This is a genomic window from Maribellus sp. CM-23, from assembly GCF_021354595.1.
In the GTDB taxonomy this organism is placed as follows: domain Bacteria; phylum Bacteroidota; class Bacteroidia; order Bacteroidales; family Prolixibacteraceae; genus Draconibacterium.
Map to the genome: position 1 here is coordinate 87748 of NZ_JADWYJ010000006.1, position 19435 is coordinate 107182.

17 protein-coding genes are annotated in these 19435 nt (G+C 45.4%); 12 read left to right on the forward strand and 5 right to left on the reverse strand.

Annotation, left to right across the window (positions count from 1 at the left end; genetic code table 11):
• Positions 1–12: 12 nt before the first annotated feature.
• The 7 genes from INQ51_RS19085 (at position 13) to INQ51_RS19115 (ending at position 5806) form a co-directional block, all read left to right on the forward strand.
• Entirely contained in the window at positions 13–444 is a 432-nt protein-coding gene (locus INQ51_RS19085; RefSeq protein ID WP_233379551.1) for a hypothetical protein, read from the forward strand.
• Between the two features lie 76 nt (positions 445–520).
• Positions 521–1819, forward strand: a complete 1299-nt coding sequence (locus INQ51_RS19090; RefSeq protein ID WP_233379552.1) for a phenylacetate--CoA ligase family protein — start codon at positions 521–523, stop codon at positions 1817–1819.
• Positions 1820–1824: 5 nt separating this feature from the next.
• Complete coding sequence (locus tag INQ51_RS19095) at positions 1825–2220, forward strand: ACT domain-containing protein (protein WP_233379553.1); 396 nt, start codon at positions 1825–1827, stop codon at positions 2218–2220.
• A 130-nt stretch (positions 2221–2350) separates the two neighbouring features.
• Positions 2351–3181, forward strand: a complete 831-nt coding sequence (locus INQ51_RS19100; protein ID WP_233379554.1) for a prephenate dehydratase — start codon at positions 2351–2353, stop codon at positions 3179–3181.
• Positions 3182–3199: 18 nt separating this feature from the next.
• Positions 3200–3724, forward strand: coding sequence for a flavodoxin (locus INQ51_RS19105; RefSeq protein WP_233379555.1), 525 nt, complete (start codon positions 3200–3202; stop codon positions 3722–3724).
• Positions 3725–3875: 151 nt separating this feature from the next.
• Positions 3876–5195 carry an aminotransferase class I/II-fold pyridoxal phosphate-dependent enzyme gene (locus INQ51_RS19110; RefSeq protein WP_233379556.1) on the forward strand — a complete coding sequence of 440 codons (1320 nt, stop codon included), beginning with the start codon at positions 3876–3878 and terminating at the stop codon, positions 5193–5195.
• A gap of 44 nt (positions 5196–5239) precedes the next feature.
• Positions 5240–5806 (forward strand): Crp/Fnr family transcriptional regulator, encoded by a 567-nt coding sequence (locus INQ51_RS19115; protein WP_233379557.1) that lies wholly within the window; start codon positions 5240–5242, stop codon positions 5804–5806.
• 47 nt (positions 5807–5853) lie between these two features.
• Here the strand turns inward: INQ51_RS19115 and INQ51_RS19120 are convergent, their stop codons facing one another.
• A complete protein-coding gene (locus tag INQ51_RS19120) occupies positions 5854–6084 on the reverse strand; it encodes a hypothetical protein (RefSeq protein WP_233379558.1) in 231 nt (76 codons plus the stop codon).
• A 301-nt stretch (positions 6085–6385) separates the two neighbouring features.
• Between INQ51_RS19120 and INQ51_RS19125 the strand changes: the two genes are divergently transcribed.
• The 5 genes from INQ51_RS19125 (at position 6386) to INQ51_RS19145 (ending at position 9685) form a co-directional block, all read left to right on the forward strand.
• Entirely contained in the window at positions 6386–6613 is a 228-nt protein-coding gene (locus tag INQ51_RS19125; protein WP_233379559.1) for a 4Fe-4S binding protein, read from the forward strand.
• Between the two features lie 32 nt (positions 6614–6645).
• Entirely contained in the window at positions 6646–7767 is a 1122-nt protein-coding gene (locus tag INQ51_RS19130) for a 3-methyl-2-oxobutanoate dehydrogenase subunit VorB (RefSeq protein WP_233379560.1), read from the forward strand.
• A complete protein-coding gene (locus tag INQ51_RS19135) occupies positions 7745–8566 on the forward strand; it encodes a thiamine pyrophosphate-dependent enzyme (RefSeq protein ID WP_233379561.1) in 822 nt (273 codons plus the stop codon). The genes INQ51_RS19130 and INQ51_RS19135 overlap by 23 nt, the downstream gene beginning before the upstream one ends.
• 12 nt (positions 8567–8578) lie before the next feature.
• On the forward strand, positions 8579–9130 hold the full coding sequence (locus INQ51_RS19140; RefSeq protein WP_233379562.1) for a 2-oxoacid:acceptor oxidoreductase family protein: 552 nt from the start codon (positions 8579–8581) through the stop codon (positions 9128–9130).
• A gap of 162 nt (positions 9131–9292) precedes the next feature.
• Positions 9293–9685: a DUF302 domain-containing protein gene (locus INQ51_RS19145; RefSeq protein ID WP_233379563.1), complete on the forward strand. Its 393-nt coding sequence runs from the start codon at positions 9293–9295 to the stop codon at positions 9683–9685.
• A 155-nt stretch (positions 9686–9840) separates the two neighbouring features.
• On the opposite strand, the gene INQ51_RS19150 is transcribed toward INQ51_RS19145, so the two are convergent.
• The 4 genes from INQ51_RS19150 to INQ51_RS19165 all read right to left on the reverse strand — a co-directional run bounded on the left by INQ51_RS19150 (position 9841) and on the right by INQ51_RS19165 (position 19235).
• On the reverse strand, positions 9841–11067 hold the full coding sequence (locus INQ51_RS19150) for an MliC family protein (protein WP_233379564.1): 1227 nt from the start codon (positions 11065–11067) through the stop codon (positions 9841–9843).
• Positions 11068–11113: 46 nt separating this feature from the next.
• Entirely contained in the window at positions 11114–13558 is a 2445-nt protein-coding gene (locus tag INQ51_RS19155; protein WP_233379565.1) for a hypothetical protein, read from the reverse strand.
• A 34-nt stretch (positions 13559–13592) separates the two neighbouring features.
• Positions 13593–16265, reverse strand: a complete 2673-nt coding sequence (locus tag INQ51_RS19160; RefSeq protein ID WP_233379566.1) for a glycoside hydrolase family 3 protein — start codon at positions 16263–16265, stop codon at positions 13593–13595.
• 219 nt (positions 16266–16484) lie between these two features.
• Complete coding sequence (locus INQ51_RS19165; protein ID WP_233379567.1) at positions 16485–19235, reverse strand: phosphoenolpyruvate carboxylase; 2751 nt, start codon at positions 19233–19235, stop codon at positions 16485–16487.
• Between the last annotated feature and the right edge of the window lie 200 nt (positions 19236–19435).

The window sequence follows — 19435 nt, forward strand, 5'->3', positions numbered from 1 at the left end:
ATACTGTGAACTATGGCATTTGAAATTTCTGTTTTTCTGGAAAACAAGATCAATCATCTGGAAAAAATCACCGGTCTTTTAAAAAGTGCGTCTATTAACATCCGGTCGTTAACGCTCAATAGCATCATGAACGGTTGGGGAGTGCTGAACCTGTTGGTAGATCAACCCGAAAAAGCATACCAGCTGCTGGCTGAAAGTGGACACTCGGTGACGATGCAGGAGCTGATTGCCCTGGAAATGAAAGACGAAGCGGGTGGTTTGGATGAATTGCTGGTAAAGATCGCGCGTGCAGGTATTCATATCGAAAGCGTGTACACACGGCTGATTGCAGAGAGCAACATGGCCATTCTTTTGCTCGAAGTTCACGATGTACTGGAGGCCGTGCGCCGGCTGGAAATCAACAAAGTAAAAATACTGGACGATAAGGTGGTGTACGGAAAATAACACCCTGCGTCCCAAAAACAGATGTTTACAACATCAGAAATCAACTTTAGCTTTAAACCGAATTAATTTTTTTTAGATGATCTGGAATAGAACGATTGAATGTGCTTCTCGTGATGAAATGGCGGCCATTCAATCAGAAAGACTTATTCGCACTGTTCAGCGGGTTTACCACAATATCCCGAGTTACCGAACCAAAATGCAGGAAAAGGGACTCGTTCCCGCCGATATAAAAAGTGTGGAAGATATTACCAAGCTTCCTTTTACCATTAAATCCGATTTACGCGACAATTATCCTTTTGGGATGTTTACCGTGCCCATGAGCGAGATTGTGCGTTTACACGCCAGTTCCGGAACTACCGGAAAACCAACGGTGGTAGGGTATACACGCAACGATTTGCAAATGTGGGCCGAAGTGGTTACGCGTTCGCTGGGAATGGCGGGCGTTCACCAAAAAGACATTGTTCAGGTGGCTTATGGCTATGGATTGTTTACCGGCGGGCTGGGCTTGCACTACGGAACCGAAAACCTGGGTGCCACCGTTATCCCAATCTCTGGAGGAAATACGCAAAAGCAAATTCAGCTGATGCAGGACTTCCAAAGTACGGTGATCGCCTGTACGCCTTCGTATGCACTTTACCTGTCGGAAGTAATGCAGGAAATGGGCGTGGACCCGGAATCGCTCAAACTGCGGATTGGGATTTTTGGCGCCGAACCGTGGAGCGAAAGCATGCGTCGTGAAATTGAATCGAAACTAAAAATCAAGGCCATCGATATTTACGGACTCAGTGAAGTAGTGGGCCCCGGTGTTTCGTGCGAATGTGAATACCAGTGCGGGATGCACGTAAACGAAGATCATTTTATTCCGGAGATCATTAACCCGGAAACACTCGATCCGGTGGCGCCGGGAGAGATCGGCGAGCTGGTTTTCAGCACCATCACCAAAGAAGGAATTCCGATTTTACGCTACCGCACGCGCGATCTGACAAGGTTGATTTATGATAAATGCGAATGCGGGCGGACACTGGTGCGCATGGAGAAATGCATGGGCCGCAGCGATGATATGTTGATCATTCGCGGGGTGAATGTGTTCCCGTCACAAGTGGAAAGTGTGCTGCTGAGCATGAGCGAAACGGAGCCTCATTACCTGTTGATTGTCGACCGCGTAGGTACGCTCGATGTGCTGAAACTGATGGTGGAAGTACAGGAGCAGTTTTTCTCGGATGAGGTAAGACAACTGGAGGCACTTAAGAAAAAAATAACCCACAATATTCAAAGCATACTCGGTATTTCGGTGGATGTAAAACTGGTAGAACCCAAAACCATTGAACGCACGGCCGGTAAAGCCAAACGAGTAATTGATAACCGTAAAATCTAAGCAACATGATCATAAAACAAGTTTCCGTATTTCTGGAGAATAAGTCGGGAAGGCTTAGCGAAGTCACCCGTATTCTGGGCGATGCCGGGATAAATATCTCCGCTTTTACCATTGCCGATACTTCTGATTTTGGGATTTTGAGGCTGGTGGTTTCTGATCCGGACGAAGCCTGCAAGGTGTTAAGAGACAGCGATTTTTCGGTGCAGACTACCGAGGTGCTTCTGGCCAACAGCCCGAACAAACCCGGGGGCTTGGCTCAAATGCTGGAATTTCTGAATGCCAAAGGCGCCTTTATTGAATACATGTATGCTTTTTCGATGAACGAGGATCAGGCCACCATTGTAATCCGGCCTACCAATATGCAACGGTGCCTGGCAATTTTGGAAGAATACGCCGGTTAAAGGGCCGTGATAAGGTAAAAAGATTCCGAAATCGTATCTGAAGTGTTGCGTTAATTTCTCTGAGAAAATAGTGCGCGGCTGAAATCTTTACCCATTAGTTTGTATCTTTGGGTTCTTTAAAAATTATTGCATGAAGCGAATCGCTATTCAGGGCATTGCAGGATCTTTTCACGAGGATGCAGCCAGGAAATATTTTGAGGATGATGTGGAAGTGGTTGAGTGTAAGACATTCACCACCGTTTGTGAAATGATCGATGCTGACAAAGTTGATTTTGCTGTAATGGCGATCGAAAATTCCATAGCCGGAAGTCTGTTGAACAATTACCAGTTGATCCGCGATTATCATTTACGTATCATCGGTGAGATTTACCTGCACATTCAAATGAACCTTTTGGTGAACGATGGAGTGACTTCAGCCGATATTCAGCACATTCATTCCCATCCTATTGCACTGCAGCAGTGTATGGAGTTTATCGAAAGCTATTACCCGAATGCAAAGCTGCACGAAAAGCTAGATACAGCCGCATCGGCTAAGCTGGTGGCCGAGGAGAAAATGACTAACGCAGCTGCCATCGGTAATTTGCGCTCGGGAGAATTATATGGATTGAAGACGCTGGAAACAGGGATCGAAACCAATAAGAAGAACTACACGCGTTTCCTTATTTTGTCGAAACACGGTAACCCGACCAAGGGAACGAACAAGGCTTCGGTATGTTTCGAAGTGGGGCACTTCTACGGATCGCTGGCACGGGTGCTGAACACTTTTGCCGAGAACCAGATCAACCTTACCAAAATACAGTCGGTGCCCATTATCGGGAAACCCAACGAATATACGTTTCATGTGGACATTGAATGGGAAAACGGCGAAAATTACGACCGGGCCATTCATCAGGTGCTGAAAAGCGCTTCGAGCCTGTCCATTTTAGGTGAATACAAAAGAGGTGAAATACAAAACCAATAAAAAACTAAATTTACGAATATGAGCAAAATAGCTATTTTTTATGGTCCGGTTGGCGGTGCTGTTAACCGTGTTGCTGATAAAATAAAAGAAGCCATCGGCGAAGACAAAGTAGAAATGATCGCTGTAAAAAATGCGTCGGCTGCCGACATCGAAAAGTACGACAAGATCATATTTGGCCTTTCTACCGTTGGAAAAGACACCTGGGATTCCAGTTTCTCGAGCAACGACTGGGGCCGCTTTATGCCCGAAATCGGCAAAGTGGATTATGGCAGTAAAAAGGTGGCTGTTTTTGGCTTGGGTGACCATGTTACCTATGCTCATGGTTTTGTAGATCACATTGGTTTGCTCGGAAAAGAACTAATGGCAAACGGCGCTGTTTTGGTGGGCAAGGTTTCTACCGAAGGTTACGAGTTCGATGAGTCTGACGCAGTGGTGGAAGGTAAATTTATCGGCCTCCCGCTTGATGAAGATTTTGAGCCGGAATTAACCGACAACCGTGTTGCCAGCTGGGTTGAACAGATCCGCAGCGATTTCGGATTCTAAAATAAGGATGGAAGGACGGAGTTGGAGAAGACTTGAATGCCTCAATACAAAATCAAGTATCGAGCATCCAGAATCCAGTATCCTGCATCCGGTCCCAATTGTCAAGGTTATCCCCTGAACTTTGAACATTAAACTTTGAACTGTTTTGTTTATGAACAATTCTCCATTAGACAAGGCACTTGTCGATGAAAAAATAAAGCAACTTCGTATTCCGGATGTTGGCAAAGCATCCATTCGGGAAGTGGTGGCACTGGTAAACCTGGTGGAAGAAGCCACGGGTTTCAAATACGTTCGCATGGAAATGGGAGTTCCTGGTTTACCGCCGGCCCAGGTAGGCGTTGATGCCGAAAAAGAAGCGCTCGACAGGGGAGTGGCTGCCATTTATCCGATGGTGGACGGTATTAAACCACTGAAACAGGAAGCCTCAAAATTTATTAAGAATTTCCTGGATGTTGATTTGGCTCCGGCAGGTTGTATTCCAACTACGGGTTCCATGCAGGGAACTTTTGTGGCTTTTATGGCCGCTGCCCACGTGGATAAGAAAAAGGACACGGCGCTGTTTATTGATCCCGGCTTCCCGGTGCAAAAACAGCAAATGATGGTGCTGGGCCTGAAATACGAGACTTTTGATGTATATAATTTCAGGGGAGAGAAACTTCGCGAAAAGTTGGAATCGATCCTGTCGAAAGGAAATATTAACTCGATCATTTATTCAAGCCCGAACAACCCGGCCTGGATTTGCTTTACCGACGACGAGCTGAAAATTATTGGAGAACTGGCTACGAAATACGATGTGATTGTGATGGAGGATCTGGCTTATTTTGGCATGGATTTCCGTCAGGATCTCTCCCAACCGGGAGTTCCGCCTTTTCAGCCAAGTGTGGCTAATTACACAGATCACTATATTTTGTTTATTTCGAGCTCCAAGATCTTTTCGTATGCCGGCCAGCGAATTGGGATCATGGCGATTTCCGACAAATTGTTTGAGCGCGACTACCCGGATTTGCAGGAACGTTTCAAAGGCACTTCGTTTGGTGCTACTGTTACGCTGCGTTTGTTGTACTCGGTTTCTTCGGGCACCAGCCATTCGGCTCAGTGGGCGTTGGCAGGTATGTTAAAAGCAGCGAACGAAGGGCAGTTCAATTTTGTGGAAGGCATAAAGGAATACGGTGAACGGGCACACGAAATGAAGGCTCTTTTCCTGAAAAACGGTTTTGATATTGTCTACAAAACCGACCTTGGTGTACCCATTGCTGATGGATTTTACTTTACCATTGGTTACCCGGGAATGACCGGGAACGATTTGGTGGAGAACCTGTTGTATTACGGTGTGAGTGCAATTGCGCTCGATAATACGGGCAGTAGCGAAGAAGGAATCAGGGCCTGCGTGTCGTTTGTACAGCGAAGTCAGTTTGCCGATCTGGATACCCGGTTGAGACTGTTTAACGAGAATTTTTCGGAAAAGGACTAAACAGAGAATCACATCGAAAAGTAATACGGAGGTGAGAACAGAAAATGGATAAGACCAAAATAATTACCCGATATGAACACACCTTGGAATTACTAACGGATTTCAACCTGAACAGCGAACCGGTATTGCTCCCTAAAGGCGAGTTGTTTATCGACTATGGCGAGAAGAACCATAAGATAGGGATTCTGCTCGACGGGCTTATGTATGCAACTTACCTTTCTGACAGTGGAACGGAATGGGTTTCGCGTTTCTTTTTTCCACCCAACAATTTTATTGTTAGCAACCACCGGGGGTTTGTGCTGGGGAAAGATTCAACCGAATGTATTCGGGCGTACGAAGATTCAAGGCTGATCTACATCGAAAAAGAACAGTTTAAAGAGTTACTTGATACGAACCATAAGTTTGAACGTACGGTTCGTATTTTGGCCGAAGAAAGCTACATACAGGCCATGGATCGCATCCATTCGTTTCAATCATTGAATGCCGAACAACGCATCCGGAAATTCTTTGGCGATTACCCCGAGCTGGCACAAAAAGTCCAGCGTCAGCACATCGCATCTTACCTGGGAATTCACCGGAACATACTTACGCGGATACTTTATAAGCTTTAGCTTTTGTTAGTTGTGCGCTGCAAATTGCAAGCTTCAAGCCTCCAGTTTCAGTGGACAATAATCTCCATCAAACCCGCTTCTAACTTTGTCAAACCTGTTTCAACCTTCATAGAATTTATTTCTATCTTCAACAAACATGTTTCAACCTTCATCAATCTTGCTTCTATCTCCATCAAACTCGCTTCTATCTTCGTCAAACCTGTTTCAACCGTCATCGAATTTATTTCTATCTTCAACAAATTCGTTTCAACCTTCATCAATCTTGTTTCTATCTTCATCAACCTTGTATCAATCTTTATCAATCACTTTTCTATCTTCATTAAACTCAAATCTTGCATAATCTAATCTTACGCTCTTCCGAAAAGCAACAATAGTTGCACAATTTTCATGTTGTATAAAATAGTTTTGTTTACAAAAGTGAGAACTCAAAAAGAAAAGTTGTGACAAAACTGTAATCTGAAAGCAAATTTCCGGATAATGTTAGGATTTAGAATCGCTATTTTTTTTGATGTAAATAACTGATTTTTATGAGTTTTTTGAAGGGATTGAATCGTTAAATTTGTTACAAAAATTATAGATATGGCAAGAGTAATTGGAGCAGTTGTCGTCGATAAGGAAGAATGCAAAGGCTGCAGTGTTTGTGTGGATGCCTGTCCGCATGATGTATTGGCGCTTCATTTCGAGGTAAACAGCAAAGGGTATCATTATTCGTATATGAAAAGTCCGGAGGCGTGTGTTGGATGTGCCAATTGCGGTGTGGTTTGTCCGGACACCTGTATCACGGTTTACCGTACGAAAGCGAGTTAGTTAATTTGAACATCAAAAAAAGAAGCATAAAAATGGGCGAAATAAAATTGATGAAAGGTAATGAGGTGCTGGCTGAAGCCGCCATTCGTTGCGGATGCGACGGATATTTTGGCTATCCTATCACACCTCAGTCGGAAGTGATGGAAACACTGATGGTGCGGGAGCCCTGGAAGGAAACCGGTATGGTGGTTCTGCAGGCCGAAAGCGAAGTGGCATCCATCAACATGGTTTACGGAGCGGCTGCAACCGGAAAAAAAGTAATGACTTCCTCTTCCAGTCCGGGTATTAGCCTGATGGCCGAAGGAATTTCATATTTAGCGGGTGCCGAGTTGCCCTGCCTGCTGGTAAACGTACAGCGTGGCGGCCCTGGGCTCGGAACCATTCAACCTTCGCAGGCCGATTATTTTCAGGCGGTAAAAGGCGGTGGCCATGGCGATTATAAACTGATTGTTCTGGCACCATCTTCGGTACAGGAAATGAACGACTTTGTGGATCTTGGATTCGAACTGGCTTTTAAATACCGCAATCCGGCCATGATTCTTGCCGACGGTGCCATTGGTCAGATGATGGAAAAAGTGGAGCTGGCCGACTACAAACCACGCTGGACAAAGGAGGAAGTGGCAGAGAAGAACGGCGATTGGGCCACTACCGGAAAACCTGCTTCGCGCAAAAAGAATGTGATTACTTCGCTGGAAATGGCGTCGAACGATATGGAAGTGCGGAACATCAATCTTCAGGCTAAATACCGGAAGATGGAAGAAGAGGATGTACGTTACGAAGCGATTCAGTGCGACGATGCCGAGTTTATCCTGGTTGCTTTCGGAACCGCGGCCCGCGTTTGTCAGAAAGCAGTGGAAGTGGCCCGTGAGAAAGGCCTGAAAGTAGGTTTACTGAGACCTGTCACGCTGTTCCCTTTCCCTAAAAAAATAATTAAAGAACTGGCCCGCAAAACTGCCGGATTCCTTTCGGTAGAAATGAGTGCCGGCCAGATGGTGGAAGATATTAAACTGGCAGTTTACGATGCCGGAAGCAATGCACGTGTTGATCATTTCGGAAGGATGGGAGGTATTATCCCAACCCCTACGGAAGTTGTGGAAGCTTTGGAAGATAAATTTTCATGGGAGTTAAGTTATGGAGTTAAAAGAAGTTACTAAAACAGAAGGTACGATGGATATTCAGGATATTTTAAAACCCGAGAACCTGGTTTATCAAAAAACAAAGCTGTTGACTGATACGCCAATGCACTATTGCCCGGGCTGCTCGCACGGGGTGGTGCATAAAATTCTGGCCGAACTGATTGATGAAATGGGCATTCAGGAACGAAGCGTTGGTGTGGCTCCGGTAGGATGTGCCGTTTTTGCGTACAACTACATCGATATCGACTGGCAGGAAGCTGCGCACGGACGTGCTCCGGCAGTGGCAACCGGTATTGCACGCGTTAATCCCGATGCTTTTGTGTTTACTTATCAGGGCGATGGCGATTTAGCCTCGATTGGTGCCGCCGAGATTATGCATGCCTGCAACCGCGGTGAAAATATTTTGGTGGTATTCATCAATAATGGTATTTACGGAATGACCGGAGGACAAATGGCTCCTACAACCCTGGAAGGAATGGTAACAGCCACCACACCATACGGGCGAAACACCGACCTGAATGGGTACCCGATGAGAATTACCAACTTGATTGCCCAGTTGCCCGGAACTTCGTATGTAACCCGTCAGGCTGTTCATACTGCCGGGGGTGTTCGCAAGTGCAAAAGAGCATTGAAAAAGGCCATCCAGAACGTGTTGGATAAAAAAGGAACTTCGTTTGTGGAAGTGGTTTCTACCTGTAATTCAGGCTGGAAATTGTCTCCGGTGGCAGCCAACAAATGGATGGAAGAAAACATGATTCCGTATTATCCGTTGGGGGATATGAAAGACAGTGTGAAAGGTGAACATTCCGAGAATTAAATTTTTGAAGCAATGACAGAAGAAATGATAATCGCCGGTTTTGGCGGACAAGGTGTTCTTTCGATGGGCAAAATTCTGGCCTATTCAGGAATTATGGAAGACAAAGAAGTAACCTGGTTTCCTTCATACGGGCCTGAAATGCGTGGTGGAACAGCCAACGTAACCGTAATCGTAAGCGACACGCGGATCAGTTCGCCGGTGCTGCAGGAGTACGACACTGCCATTATCCTGAACCAGCAAAGTATGGATAAATTTGAGAAGGCGGTAAAACCGGGGGGCGTTTTGCTTTACGACCCTAATGGTATTGTTCATCCGCCTACAAGAACGGATATCAACATTTTTAGGGTGGAAGCTACCAAAGCTTCTGTTGAAATGGGAAATCCCAAAGTGTTTAACATGATTGTTTTTGGCAGTTATCTGAAGGTGCGTCCCATTTTGTCGCCCGACAATGTGGAAAAAGGCCTGGCAAAATCGTTGCCCGAACGCTATCATAAACTCATTCCGCTTAACCTGGAAGCCATGCAAAAAGGCCGCGAAATAGTGGAAGAGGTACATGTAGTTTAGATTTAGTTGAATAAAAAGATACAGCCTCTCATCCTTATCGGGTGGGAGGCTTTTTGTTTTTACCTGCCGGTAACATTTTATAGTAAGTAACAGGAAACCAATGTGCCTGATTCTTGTTTATAGGGTGTACTTGTCATAACTTACACGAAAAAAGGAAGAATTATGAGTTATTATTTTAATGCCGTACTAAAAGGCAAGAGTTTCGAAGAGGCACTGGAAATCGTTACTGCCGAGTTGAAAAAAGAAGGTTTTGGCGTATTGACCGAGATCGATGTTAGTGCCACGCTTAAAGCTAAAATCGATGTTGATTTTAAAAAGTACAAGATTCTGGGGGCCTGCAATCCGCATTTTGCTTACAAGGCTTTGCAAAACGAAGATAAGATAGGCGTATTTCTGCCGTGCAATGTGGTTGTGGAGGAGAACGATAATGGAGAGGTAGAGGTATCTGCGGTTGACCCGATTGCTTCGATGATCAATGTTGGAAATGAACACCTGGGCGAAATTGCTGCCGAAGTGCAACAAAAAATGAAGAATGTAATTAACAACTTGGCTTAAATAGGCTTGGTTACTAATCGAAAAAGGCTATCCTGTTTGCATTCTCAGGATAGCCTTTTTTTTGTTGTTTTTTTGATTCTTAACAAACGCTTGCTTCTTTTATAATCATTCAGAATTGTTCTGGCAGATGATTCAATTCTTCCAGTTACTGTCTGCTAGTTGCCTTCAAAGTGTACAATGTCCTTTACTTCAAAAATCCGTGATGCTTCTCCATTTACTAGTTTGTAAGTGATTTGACGGATACCGCCGGTTGGTTTGGCATTACTGTCGCCTTCATTGTAAATGGGGAAACGCTGTACCAGGTAATTTTCAACCACGCGAAATTCATCGTGGCCCATGTAGCCTTTGCTCAAAGCCGGGTTTCCGGTTACCGGAGCAAAGTACACATCGCTCATCGATTTACGGTTATTGACTGAGTAGGCGAGAACATTTCCGTAGCTTCCGCTACCATCCGAACGCGAATAAATCATCACTTCGGGAGAACCATCGGCATTCAAATCCTCAATTTCAGCATCGGTAATGCTTCCTTCCATTTCGTGAGTTACCGGCCGGTTGTCGATCTCCAGACCAAAAGGAGAAATAGTTACTTCCGACATACCGTTGTTGCGCGTTGCAGTTATGTTGAAGCCAATGCCCTGCAATTTTAAAACTTTGCTGAAAACAGTTGGGTCAACCTGTTCCGGATCGAGTGCTTCATCAGTCTTGAAATATTTCCCTGCCAGACTGACACCACCCGAACAAAAAAAGTGAAGCGCGTTGTTTCCGGCTTCCGACTCAGGTTCAATGGACAAGGTATCGCCGGAGAAGGTAAACAGAATTTTATTGTCGTCAACATAAGCGTAATACCGGTTGTCCGATTCCCGAAAAGCCTTTTCATCCCAGGTGCAGGTAGGCTTTTTCTTGTCGGCACGCGAACGTACCTGGAACAACAGTTGGTCTTTCCCGGTACGCTTTACTTTTACTGCCACCCAGTCGTAACCTTCGTTGCGCTTCAAATAGTCGTTTGTAATGTAATTGCCTGTAAAAGTGCTTTCCAGCAACGAGCCGGAGGTGATCAGCTCGTCGTTTTTCATCCACATAAAACCGTCGCCTTTCGTCCAGAATACGTTTCCTTTGCTGTCCGCATATTTGGCTCCACTGGCTGCCCGTGTAATGGTAAGGTCGTAGGTTTTTCCGTTGCCGAGGTCTTTTACCCGAATGTTTTCAGGGTTCTTAAAACTAACCGAAAAGCGATAATGCCCGTCGTCGGAAACATAGGTTTGTGCATCGGAAAATTCTGCTGCGGTTTCGGTGGGTTCGCTACTTTGTGTGTTTTTGTTTCCAGAGGATTGGCACGCTGTCAATCCGGCGATCAACAGCGCGATCGTCCATAGTTTTTTCATTGTACTCATCTGTTTTCTGTATAGCTTTTGTTTTGTGAAAATAATGTCAGTTGATTTTTGTATCATCGCCTAACAAAATCAGTTCCACTTTAACGTTGGCATTGTCGCCGGTATTGCGAAACTTGCAGTCAAAAGTAACGGTTTGTTTACCTTTGGTCACAAGAATTTCCGAATTTTCAACAGTAACCGACTGTAATTTATTCCAGTTTTTGTCGTACACAACAGCTTCTCCCGTTCCCGTAATTTTGATGCTCTGATCTTTTTTCAGAACAAGCGGAAAAGTGAGCGTTTTGTAATTGTTGATTTCCATTTTAATGTCGGATACGTCTGCATTTTGCGCTGTTATGATCATTCCCAAAGGCTGGTCTTTTGAGGTGTTTTCAAATTCGAAATTAGAATACAAGGGCTCTCCCGGCTGACGGGTTTTGTTTTCGTGTTTAAATTTGTGCGAGAAAACTTCGGTAAGCACCAGCGATCCGTCGTCGGTCTTTTTCATTCGGAATTCGGTAGATGTATCCCGCATTTTTTCTCTGACATCTTCCGGAAATAAACCGGACAAGCGGGCTGTTTCCCACAAATTCATGATCCGGAAAATTTCTTCGGCACTGCCGTTCGAATGAATCGTCTGAAGACTGGAAACAAATGCAAATCCTGCGTTGTACCCGGCAGAACGCGCCATCATCCATTCAATGTCTTCCACGGGCGTGCTTTCCGTCATTCTGAACCACCCAAGCATTCCCGGCATCAGGTTACGTTTGTAAAACTTCTGGTTGGCCAGGCGGTATTCTGTTTGACTTTCGCGGAAACCGGCATACCAGGGCTCACCCCAGTTCATACGAGAATAAATGTGCCACAGGTAATGTTGAGTGCGGCTCGAGCCCACCAGAAAGTGGCTTTTCAGATCGTCGTTTAAATGATCGTACCATTGCGAAACCATCAGTGCTTCACCGTATTTTCCCATTCCGGTAGACGAGGTTCCTTCCACACCGTCGAAATCGAGCATGCGCCCCCCTGTGTAATTCATAAAATGCGCGATGTTTTCCGCAATTTCCTTGTCGAGTTCCGCATTTCCAAGAAAAACTTTGTACGCATGGTCGGCCAGTTTCCCGATGCTGCTTCCTGTTTTGTGCTCAGCTGCAGTTGTTCCAAACGCACCGCGTTGACAGTCGAGCAATTTCCAGGGCGCATTTTCACTAACCGAGCCGTAACGAATGATTTCATCATCAACTACCACGCTGCGCAGGTTATTGTTTTGAAACTGGTTGAAATAGTCGGGCGACTCAATTTCAATTTCCGTTTCAGTTGTTCCAATAGCTTTTGTCAGCACAGAGCTGCCTACTTTTGCCAGTCTTTTATCGGGAATTGGTGTTACATACGGATCGTTGGTATTAATGAAATTGGTGAGTGTGTGCGTGCCGATGTGTATTCCTTCTGCTTCTGCCTTTTTTACGCAGGCTTTCATCCCGTCGTATCCATCCGGAAACTGGTTTTGCAGCAAGGGAAAATGTCCCCACGATGCAAACGGATGGCTGTGGTACAAATAATTGAAGCCCGAAAGTTTCGTGTATTTGAGGCATTCCTCCATGTTCTGTTCGTTAAAATCCATGATCAGATACGACGAATTGATCACCGGAGAAGTTTTCACCCATTCGCCGTTAATGGTCGGGTGGGGAAGGCCTTCCGCCACTTCAATTTCGCCGATGGTGTGCAAGGTGTTTTCGGTAGCGCATCCGAAAAGGGCAATTTTTGAACCCACCAATCCGCCATCGTTGTATGCCGGAGCAAGGTATTTCTCATGTCCCCAGTTTTTGATCACCCGGTCGTGACTTCTGTTACGCGTGTACGCCTGCAGCGAGCTACCGTTGTGCACGGGTTTCGCAGCTTCAACCGAATAAAGCGTGTAAGGTGTACCTTCTTCTTTCTCCATATTTTCAGAATCCGACTGGCTGAAAATATCCAGTTGCGGAAGAAAATCGTCGTCAGTCCACGGATAGCCACCCAATGTTTTTTGATTCAAGGCCTGCAATCCGAGTGTAAATTCTTCGCCCTGAACGATGCCAACTACTTCGCCAATGCTGTTGTTGAGATCGGTATAGTAAGGTCCCCAAATCAATGCATCAATCCCATCTTCCGACGATACGGAAGCCACTTCAAAAGTTATGTGATCTTTTTTAGGCTGAATGTTTACCTGAACGGAAATATTGTTCTCAAAATTCAAGGAAAGTGTTTGCTTGTCTTTTTGAAAGGATGCCTGTTGAGGCTTTAGAATAACCGTATCCTGTTTTAATGTAAGCAGCCACGATTCACGTTCAGGAAGCAAGTGATTCATGCCTGTGCTGTTGTCTTTCAACTCAATGATCTTTCCTTTATTACTGATGGTCATTGTCCATTTTTCAAGCTGAAATTGTTCCCCTTTTTCTACAGAACAGGAAGTAATCAGAAAGATTAAAAGAAAGAACTGGAGGACGGTTGTTTTCATTTTTGGGTTCATCTTATAGTTTTTAATTGGTTTTATAATTTCAGATTTATTCATTAACATGCAAGATTCCGCGAAGTCGAATGTCGTTGGAAGAGGCTCCCACCATGATCCGGAAGTCACCCGGTTCTACTACCCATTGCATTTCTTCGTTGAGCATTTTCAGCGTTTCCGGTGTTACGGAAAAGCTCACTTCCCTGGTTTCTCCTTTTTTCAGGTGAATTCGCTCGAAACCTTTTAGTTCCATTAAGGGGCGTACCACCGATGCAAACAGATCCCGGATATAGAGTTGAACCACTTCATCTCCGTCGTAATTACCGGTATTGGTAACATTTACACGTATTGTGGTGCTTTCATTTTGCCCGATTTGCTGTTTGTCGAATCGGAGGTCGCTGTACTGAAATTCGGTGTAGCTTAAGCCAAATCCAAAGGGGAAAAGCGCTTTCCCTGTGAGGTTGCGGTAATCATCGCCACGGCCTGTGGGCTTGTGGTTGTAATAGAGCGGAAGCTGCGATTCGTGTACCGGGAAAGTGACCGGGAGCCTGCCCCCCGGATTGTAATCTCCAAACAGCACATCAGCCACGGCATTTCCGCCTTCATCGCCGGGGTACCAAACGTCTACAATAGCTGGTACCTGGTCAATCCAGTTGGTCATGGTAATGGCGCTTCCTCCTACCAATACTACAACTACCGGTTTTCCGGTTTCAGCAACTCTTTGAATCAATTCTTCCTGTTTCCCCGGAAGCGAAAGATAGGCACGGTCGTTGAATTCGCCTTCTTCTATTCCAACCACTACAACGGCTACATCACTTTTTTGTGCCAGTGCCACTGCTTCGCTGATTTTTTGTTCCGAATTATCTTTTACACCCACATTCCATACAAGGTTAAAACGCGCATTTCCAACTGTTTCATAAAACTCGATGCGTACATCGTATTCCCTGTTTTTTACAAAACGGTATTGGGTTGTCAGCGTTCTGACTGTCTGTTTTTTCCAATTGTCGAGTACCAGCTGATTGTCGATGTAAATGCGGTAGCCATCGTCGCCTTTTATCCCGATTTCAAAGGTTCCTGTTTCCGGCGCAAACAATTTACCGGTCCACCGAACCGAATAGCAATCGTAATTTATCTTTTCCTGATCGGGAGAGAACAAGGTCCAGCCAAAATTCAACTGCCGGTCAGTTCTGGTCAGCGCAGGTGCTCCGTTTAATTCACTGTTGTTAAAATATTCGCCTGTCAGTCCGTTGATTTTCTTTCCGTTTTCAATCGTAAAAAGCGAAGAAGAAGGTACTGTCGTGTAATCTGCGATTTGCCTTCCGCAGCCCGGCGCATAGTTTACGTTTTTCTCACCCACTTTATTTATGATGCCATTCAGAATACTGACCGGATTGTTTCCCGGGCCCGAATAGCCACCCAAACGTGCTTCCCGGGCATCAACACCAATTACAGCAAGCGACTGAATATTTTTACTAAGCGGAAGCGTTTCGTTTTCGTTTTTCAGTAATACAATGGATTTCTGCGCCGCCACTTTTGCCAGTTCACGGTGTTCTTGGGTACCGTTAAACTGATCGGCTTCTTTCGCATCAATGTAAGGATTTTCAAACAAGCCAAGTTTGAATTTGGCCAAAAGCACCCGGCGAACAGCCTCGTCGATCGCTTTTGGGGCGATCATTCCTTTTTCAAAAGCTTCCCAAAAAAGCGGGTAATGGTCGTACGAAGTCTGAAAGATAACATCCAGTCCGTTTGCAATTGCTTGTTCGGTACTTTCAGCATAGTTTTTTGCGGTAAAGTGTAGGACATTGGCACCCCCGGTAGCTCCGGCGTCTGAAATAACAAAGCCGTCAAAACCCCACTCTTCCTTTAACTTTTTGTTTAGCAGCCAGTCGTTGGCAGTGCACGGCCTTCCGTCCAGCGAATTATACGAGGTCATCACCGACCATGATTTTCCTTCGGTAAAACAAGCTTTAAATGCCGGGAAGTAGATTTCTTCCAAAAGACGTTCGTTAAAATGAATCGGGTAGCTGTCGCGTCCGCCGTCGCCCACATTGGCAACAAAATGTTTGGGTGTGGTTAGCACCCCCATGTTTTCGAACTGAGAAACAAAGGCAACCCCCATTTCTGAAGAGAGATAAGGATCTTCGCCATAGGTTTCCTCCACGCGTCCCCAACGTACATCCCGCGCTATGTTTACAACAGGCGAAAGTATTTGCCGGATGCCGCGTGACTTGGTCTCGGTGGCAATGGCGTGCGCCACTTGCTGCATCATGGTAGTATCCCAGCTGGCTGCCAGTGCAATTGCCTGGGGAAAAGCGGTAGCGCCCGGCCGAACAAGTCCGTGAAGCGTTTCATCGAAAGGAATAATCGGAATCCCCAAACGCGTTTCTTCCACAAAATACTTTTGAATGTTGTTGATCAGTTCCGCTGTCTGGCGCGCGTTGCTGCCTCCCGAATAGTCAAGTAACTGTTCTGCCGAATTCCCCGATTTGCCTTTTGTGGCTACCTGAAATCCAAAAATCCCGTGTTTATATCTTTCTTTTCCATCGCTTAAATCACCCGGAATCATAAAAAGTTGCCAGAATTTTTCTTCCAACGTCATGCGGGACAATAAATCATCCACTCGTTGGTCGACCGGAGCAGTTGAATCTTTGTAAATTTCGTTATCGGTTTTGTTGCATGAAAAGAGGGAAATTGTCAGGACGGCCAGGGTAATGAATTTCCGGATCATAGTATTTTTTAAAATTGTTTAAAAACTTCCGATAAAGATAAAATTTATTTAAAGAAGATGGAGTGAGATACGGGTTTATCCTGCAACAATAGATTGTCCATTTTTATTGAATGACACAATCAAATTGTTGCCTCTCAAATGCTTTTAAAAGGTGAAATCGAAGGTGTGTCCGAAGAAAACTGAGGTCCTGATAAATTATGATTACAACGTAAAAAAGGATTATCCTGTTGTTCCCATGGCGTTGGAAATGGCGTTTACAGAAATGAGCAATTCGTTGAGCGTTGTTTCTTTTTCTGCGTCCGAAGCCTTGTCCATTCCTCTCCATTTTCGCAGGTTGTTCACCTGGTTTTTGTGCAGGAAATCGAGTGCTTCAGCTCGCAACGCAGTAGAATGAAAGTGATTCTTGCGCCTGTTTTCCATCGGTCGCATGAGTAATTCTTCCATAAAAGCGTGCGTCTTTTCCAGCTCCTTTAAAATAAGAGGAAGTATTGAATCCCGCACGTTGTCTTTTTCTACCAACCCGGCGTAAAGCTTCATAATTTCTTCGTCGGTGCTGGCAAGACTGGTGTCGATGTTGGTGAGCACATAACGTACGAATTGGTTTTCGCGCACCAGTTCTTTTAGCGTCTGAAACTTATCCGGAAATTCCGCCTTTAGTTTTTCGAGCGTAGAGCCTACTCCGTACCAACTGGTAATGTGAAAACGCGATTGGCCCCAGCTAAAGACCCATGGAATTGCCCGCAAATCTTCAAAAGTCTGTCTTCCGGTTCGTCGTGAAGGACGCGATCCGATTTTGCTTTGTTCGATCACATCGATAGGAGTGGCCTGACGGAAAAACTCCAGGAAATGTTCGTTGTGTAGCAGGTCGGTATAGATCTTTTTACTTTCGCGCCCCAAATACTCGACAATTTCTGCTGCCACCAGGTTCCCCTGTGTGTTTTGCCGGTGAAGCAGGGTGTTGAGCGTGGCCCCCGACACCATTAATTCGAGATTGTAGGCCGCGTTTATTTTGTTGGCATATTTCTTTTCGATGGTTTCGCCCTGTTCGGTCATCTTTATTTTACCCGAAAGCGTGCCATTGGGCAGACTTCTGAAAAACCAATGAACCGGGCCGGCACCGCGACTGATCGATCCTCCTTTTCCGTGGAAAAATTTTAAATCGATGTCGAACTTATTGGCTAATTCGGTCAGTTCTTTTTGGGCTTTGTAAAGGTACCAGGTGCTTGCCAGAATTCCTCCGTCCTTGTTGCTGTCGCTGTAGCCGATCATTACTTCCTGAATCCGGCGTTTCCGGCCACGCGCGATTCGCTGGTATTCCAGGCTGTTTTGCACCACCGGCTGCCGGAGGTAATCTTCCAGAATTTTCGGACTTGATTTCAGGTCGTCAATCGTTTCAAACAAGGGGACGACGTGCAGTTTCAAGATGGGGGTTTTGTCGAAATGCGTCAATCCGGCTTCCCTCGCAAGAATGTAAACCGTCATCAAGTCGTCCAGGTTGCGGGTCATGCTGATGATGAGCGAGCCCAGTGCAGCACCCGAGTATTTTGAGTAATGCTGCTGAAGCACTGCAAAGCAGTCGAGCACACTTTTCGCTTCTGTGGGCAGGTGGCTCCAGTCACGGATAAAAGGCCGGTTCGATTCCAGCTCGGAACGAATGATCTCCGATTTTCCCTTGTCAAAATCCATGCTTGATAAGTGTGACTCGTCCACAATCTGGTTCAGAGCCTTTTCGTAATAAGCGCTGTTTTGGCGAACATCCAGTTCAGCCATGTGAAAGCCAAAGGTTTTTACCAGTTGAATGGTGTGATAAACGGAACTATGTACCAGCGAATCTTTTCCGAGTTGGTACAAGCCGTCTTTCAGGATTTCAAGATCCCGGATCAACTGTTTGGAGTTGCTGTAACTTTCGGGGGTGTCCAGCAATTCGAAGGACTGTTCTCGCCCGATTTTTACCGGAAGTTTGGCGATCAGCAGGCTTACATATAATTTGAAAGCCTCTTTTCGGTTGTGGGCAACCACGGGTTTTAATTCATCCGAATTTTCAGCAATCAATTCTTTTAAACGCTCTGAAATGCCCTCTGGTAATTGATTTATCCGGAAGTAAAAGCTCAGATCTTCGCCCAATGTAGTCAGTTCATTTTTCAATATAAGAAACGAATTCAGCCGTAGTTTTTGCAGGGTATGACGGGTAACGTCAGCCGTAACAAAAGGATGTCCGTCGCGGTCGCCACCAATCCATGTTCCAAAGCGAATTTGCGGAAATACGTTATTGTCTACCAGCTTGTGCGGATCAAAGCCTGCATATTCCCATGCCTGAACCAGACGCCGGTTGTTGATGGATACGATTTCAGGGAAAACATTAGTGAAATAATGGATCACGTTTTCGAGCTCGGTTTCCACGTTGGGTTTTTCCATGTAAAACTCATCGATGTGCCAGATGGCATTGATCACGCGTTTGATCTCGTTGCGGTTTTCTTCGCGCTCAAACGAATTGTACATCGAGTTTTCGCGTTTTACCAACAGCAGGTACAGCTCCCGGTATTTTTTCAGCACCACAGGGCGCTTGGCTTCTGTAGGATGTGCGGTAAGCACGGGTTGCACCTCTATTTCAGAGAATGTTTCCAATATCTGCTCTTCCGCAACCGCGTTCTTTTTTAGCAATTCGAGGCTGTTGGCCCACAATCCATTAATGGCCGAGAGCGACCTCTCTTCCTCCGTTTTTCGGCGGTTCTGAACGGCGCCGTTGGTTTCCACCAGGTTTAACAGCTGGAAAGAGATGGAAAACAAATGAAAATGCTTGCGGGTAAAACGTACATCGTCGTAATGTTCGTTTTCGCAAAGCCAGGGGATGGACTCGGAAAGTTCGGTTTCGCGGTTTTCTTCCAGTACTTCTTTCAGGCAGTGCAATAAAAACTCAAGATCGAAATACGGTTTCCCCAGTTCTTTTTTCAGAATTTCCAGTTGCGACATAAATTACATTTTTCGAATTGCTCAAAAAACTAACAACGGTAGGGCATAAGTGTTTAGTTCCGTTGCAAAAATCGGAGGCTCATTTTGGGTGAGCCAGGCAACAAATTACGACTTTGCCGCTAAACATAAAAATTTCTTTTGGATGTTTGAGAGGGTGGAAGGTTCAAAAGAGAAAAGTATGCGCTAAGCGGTTTGAATCC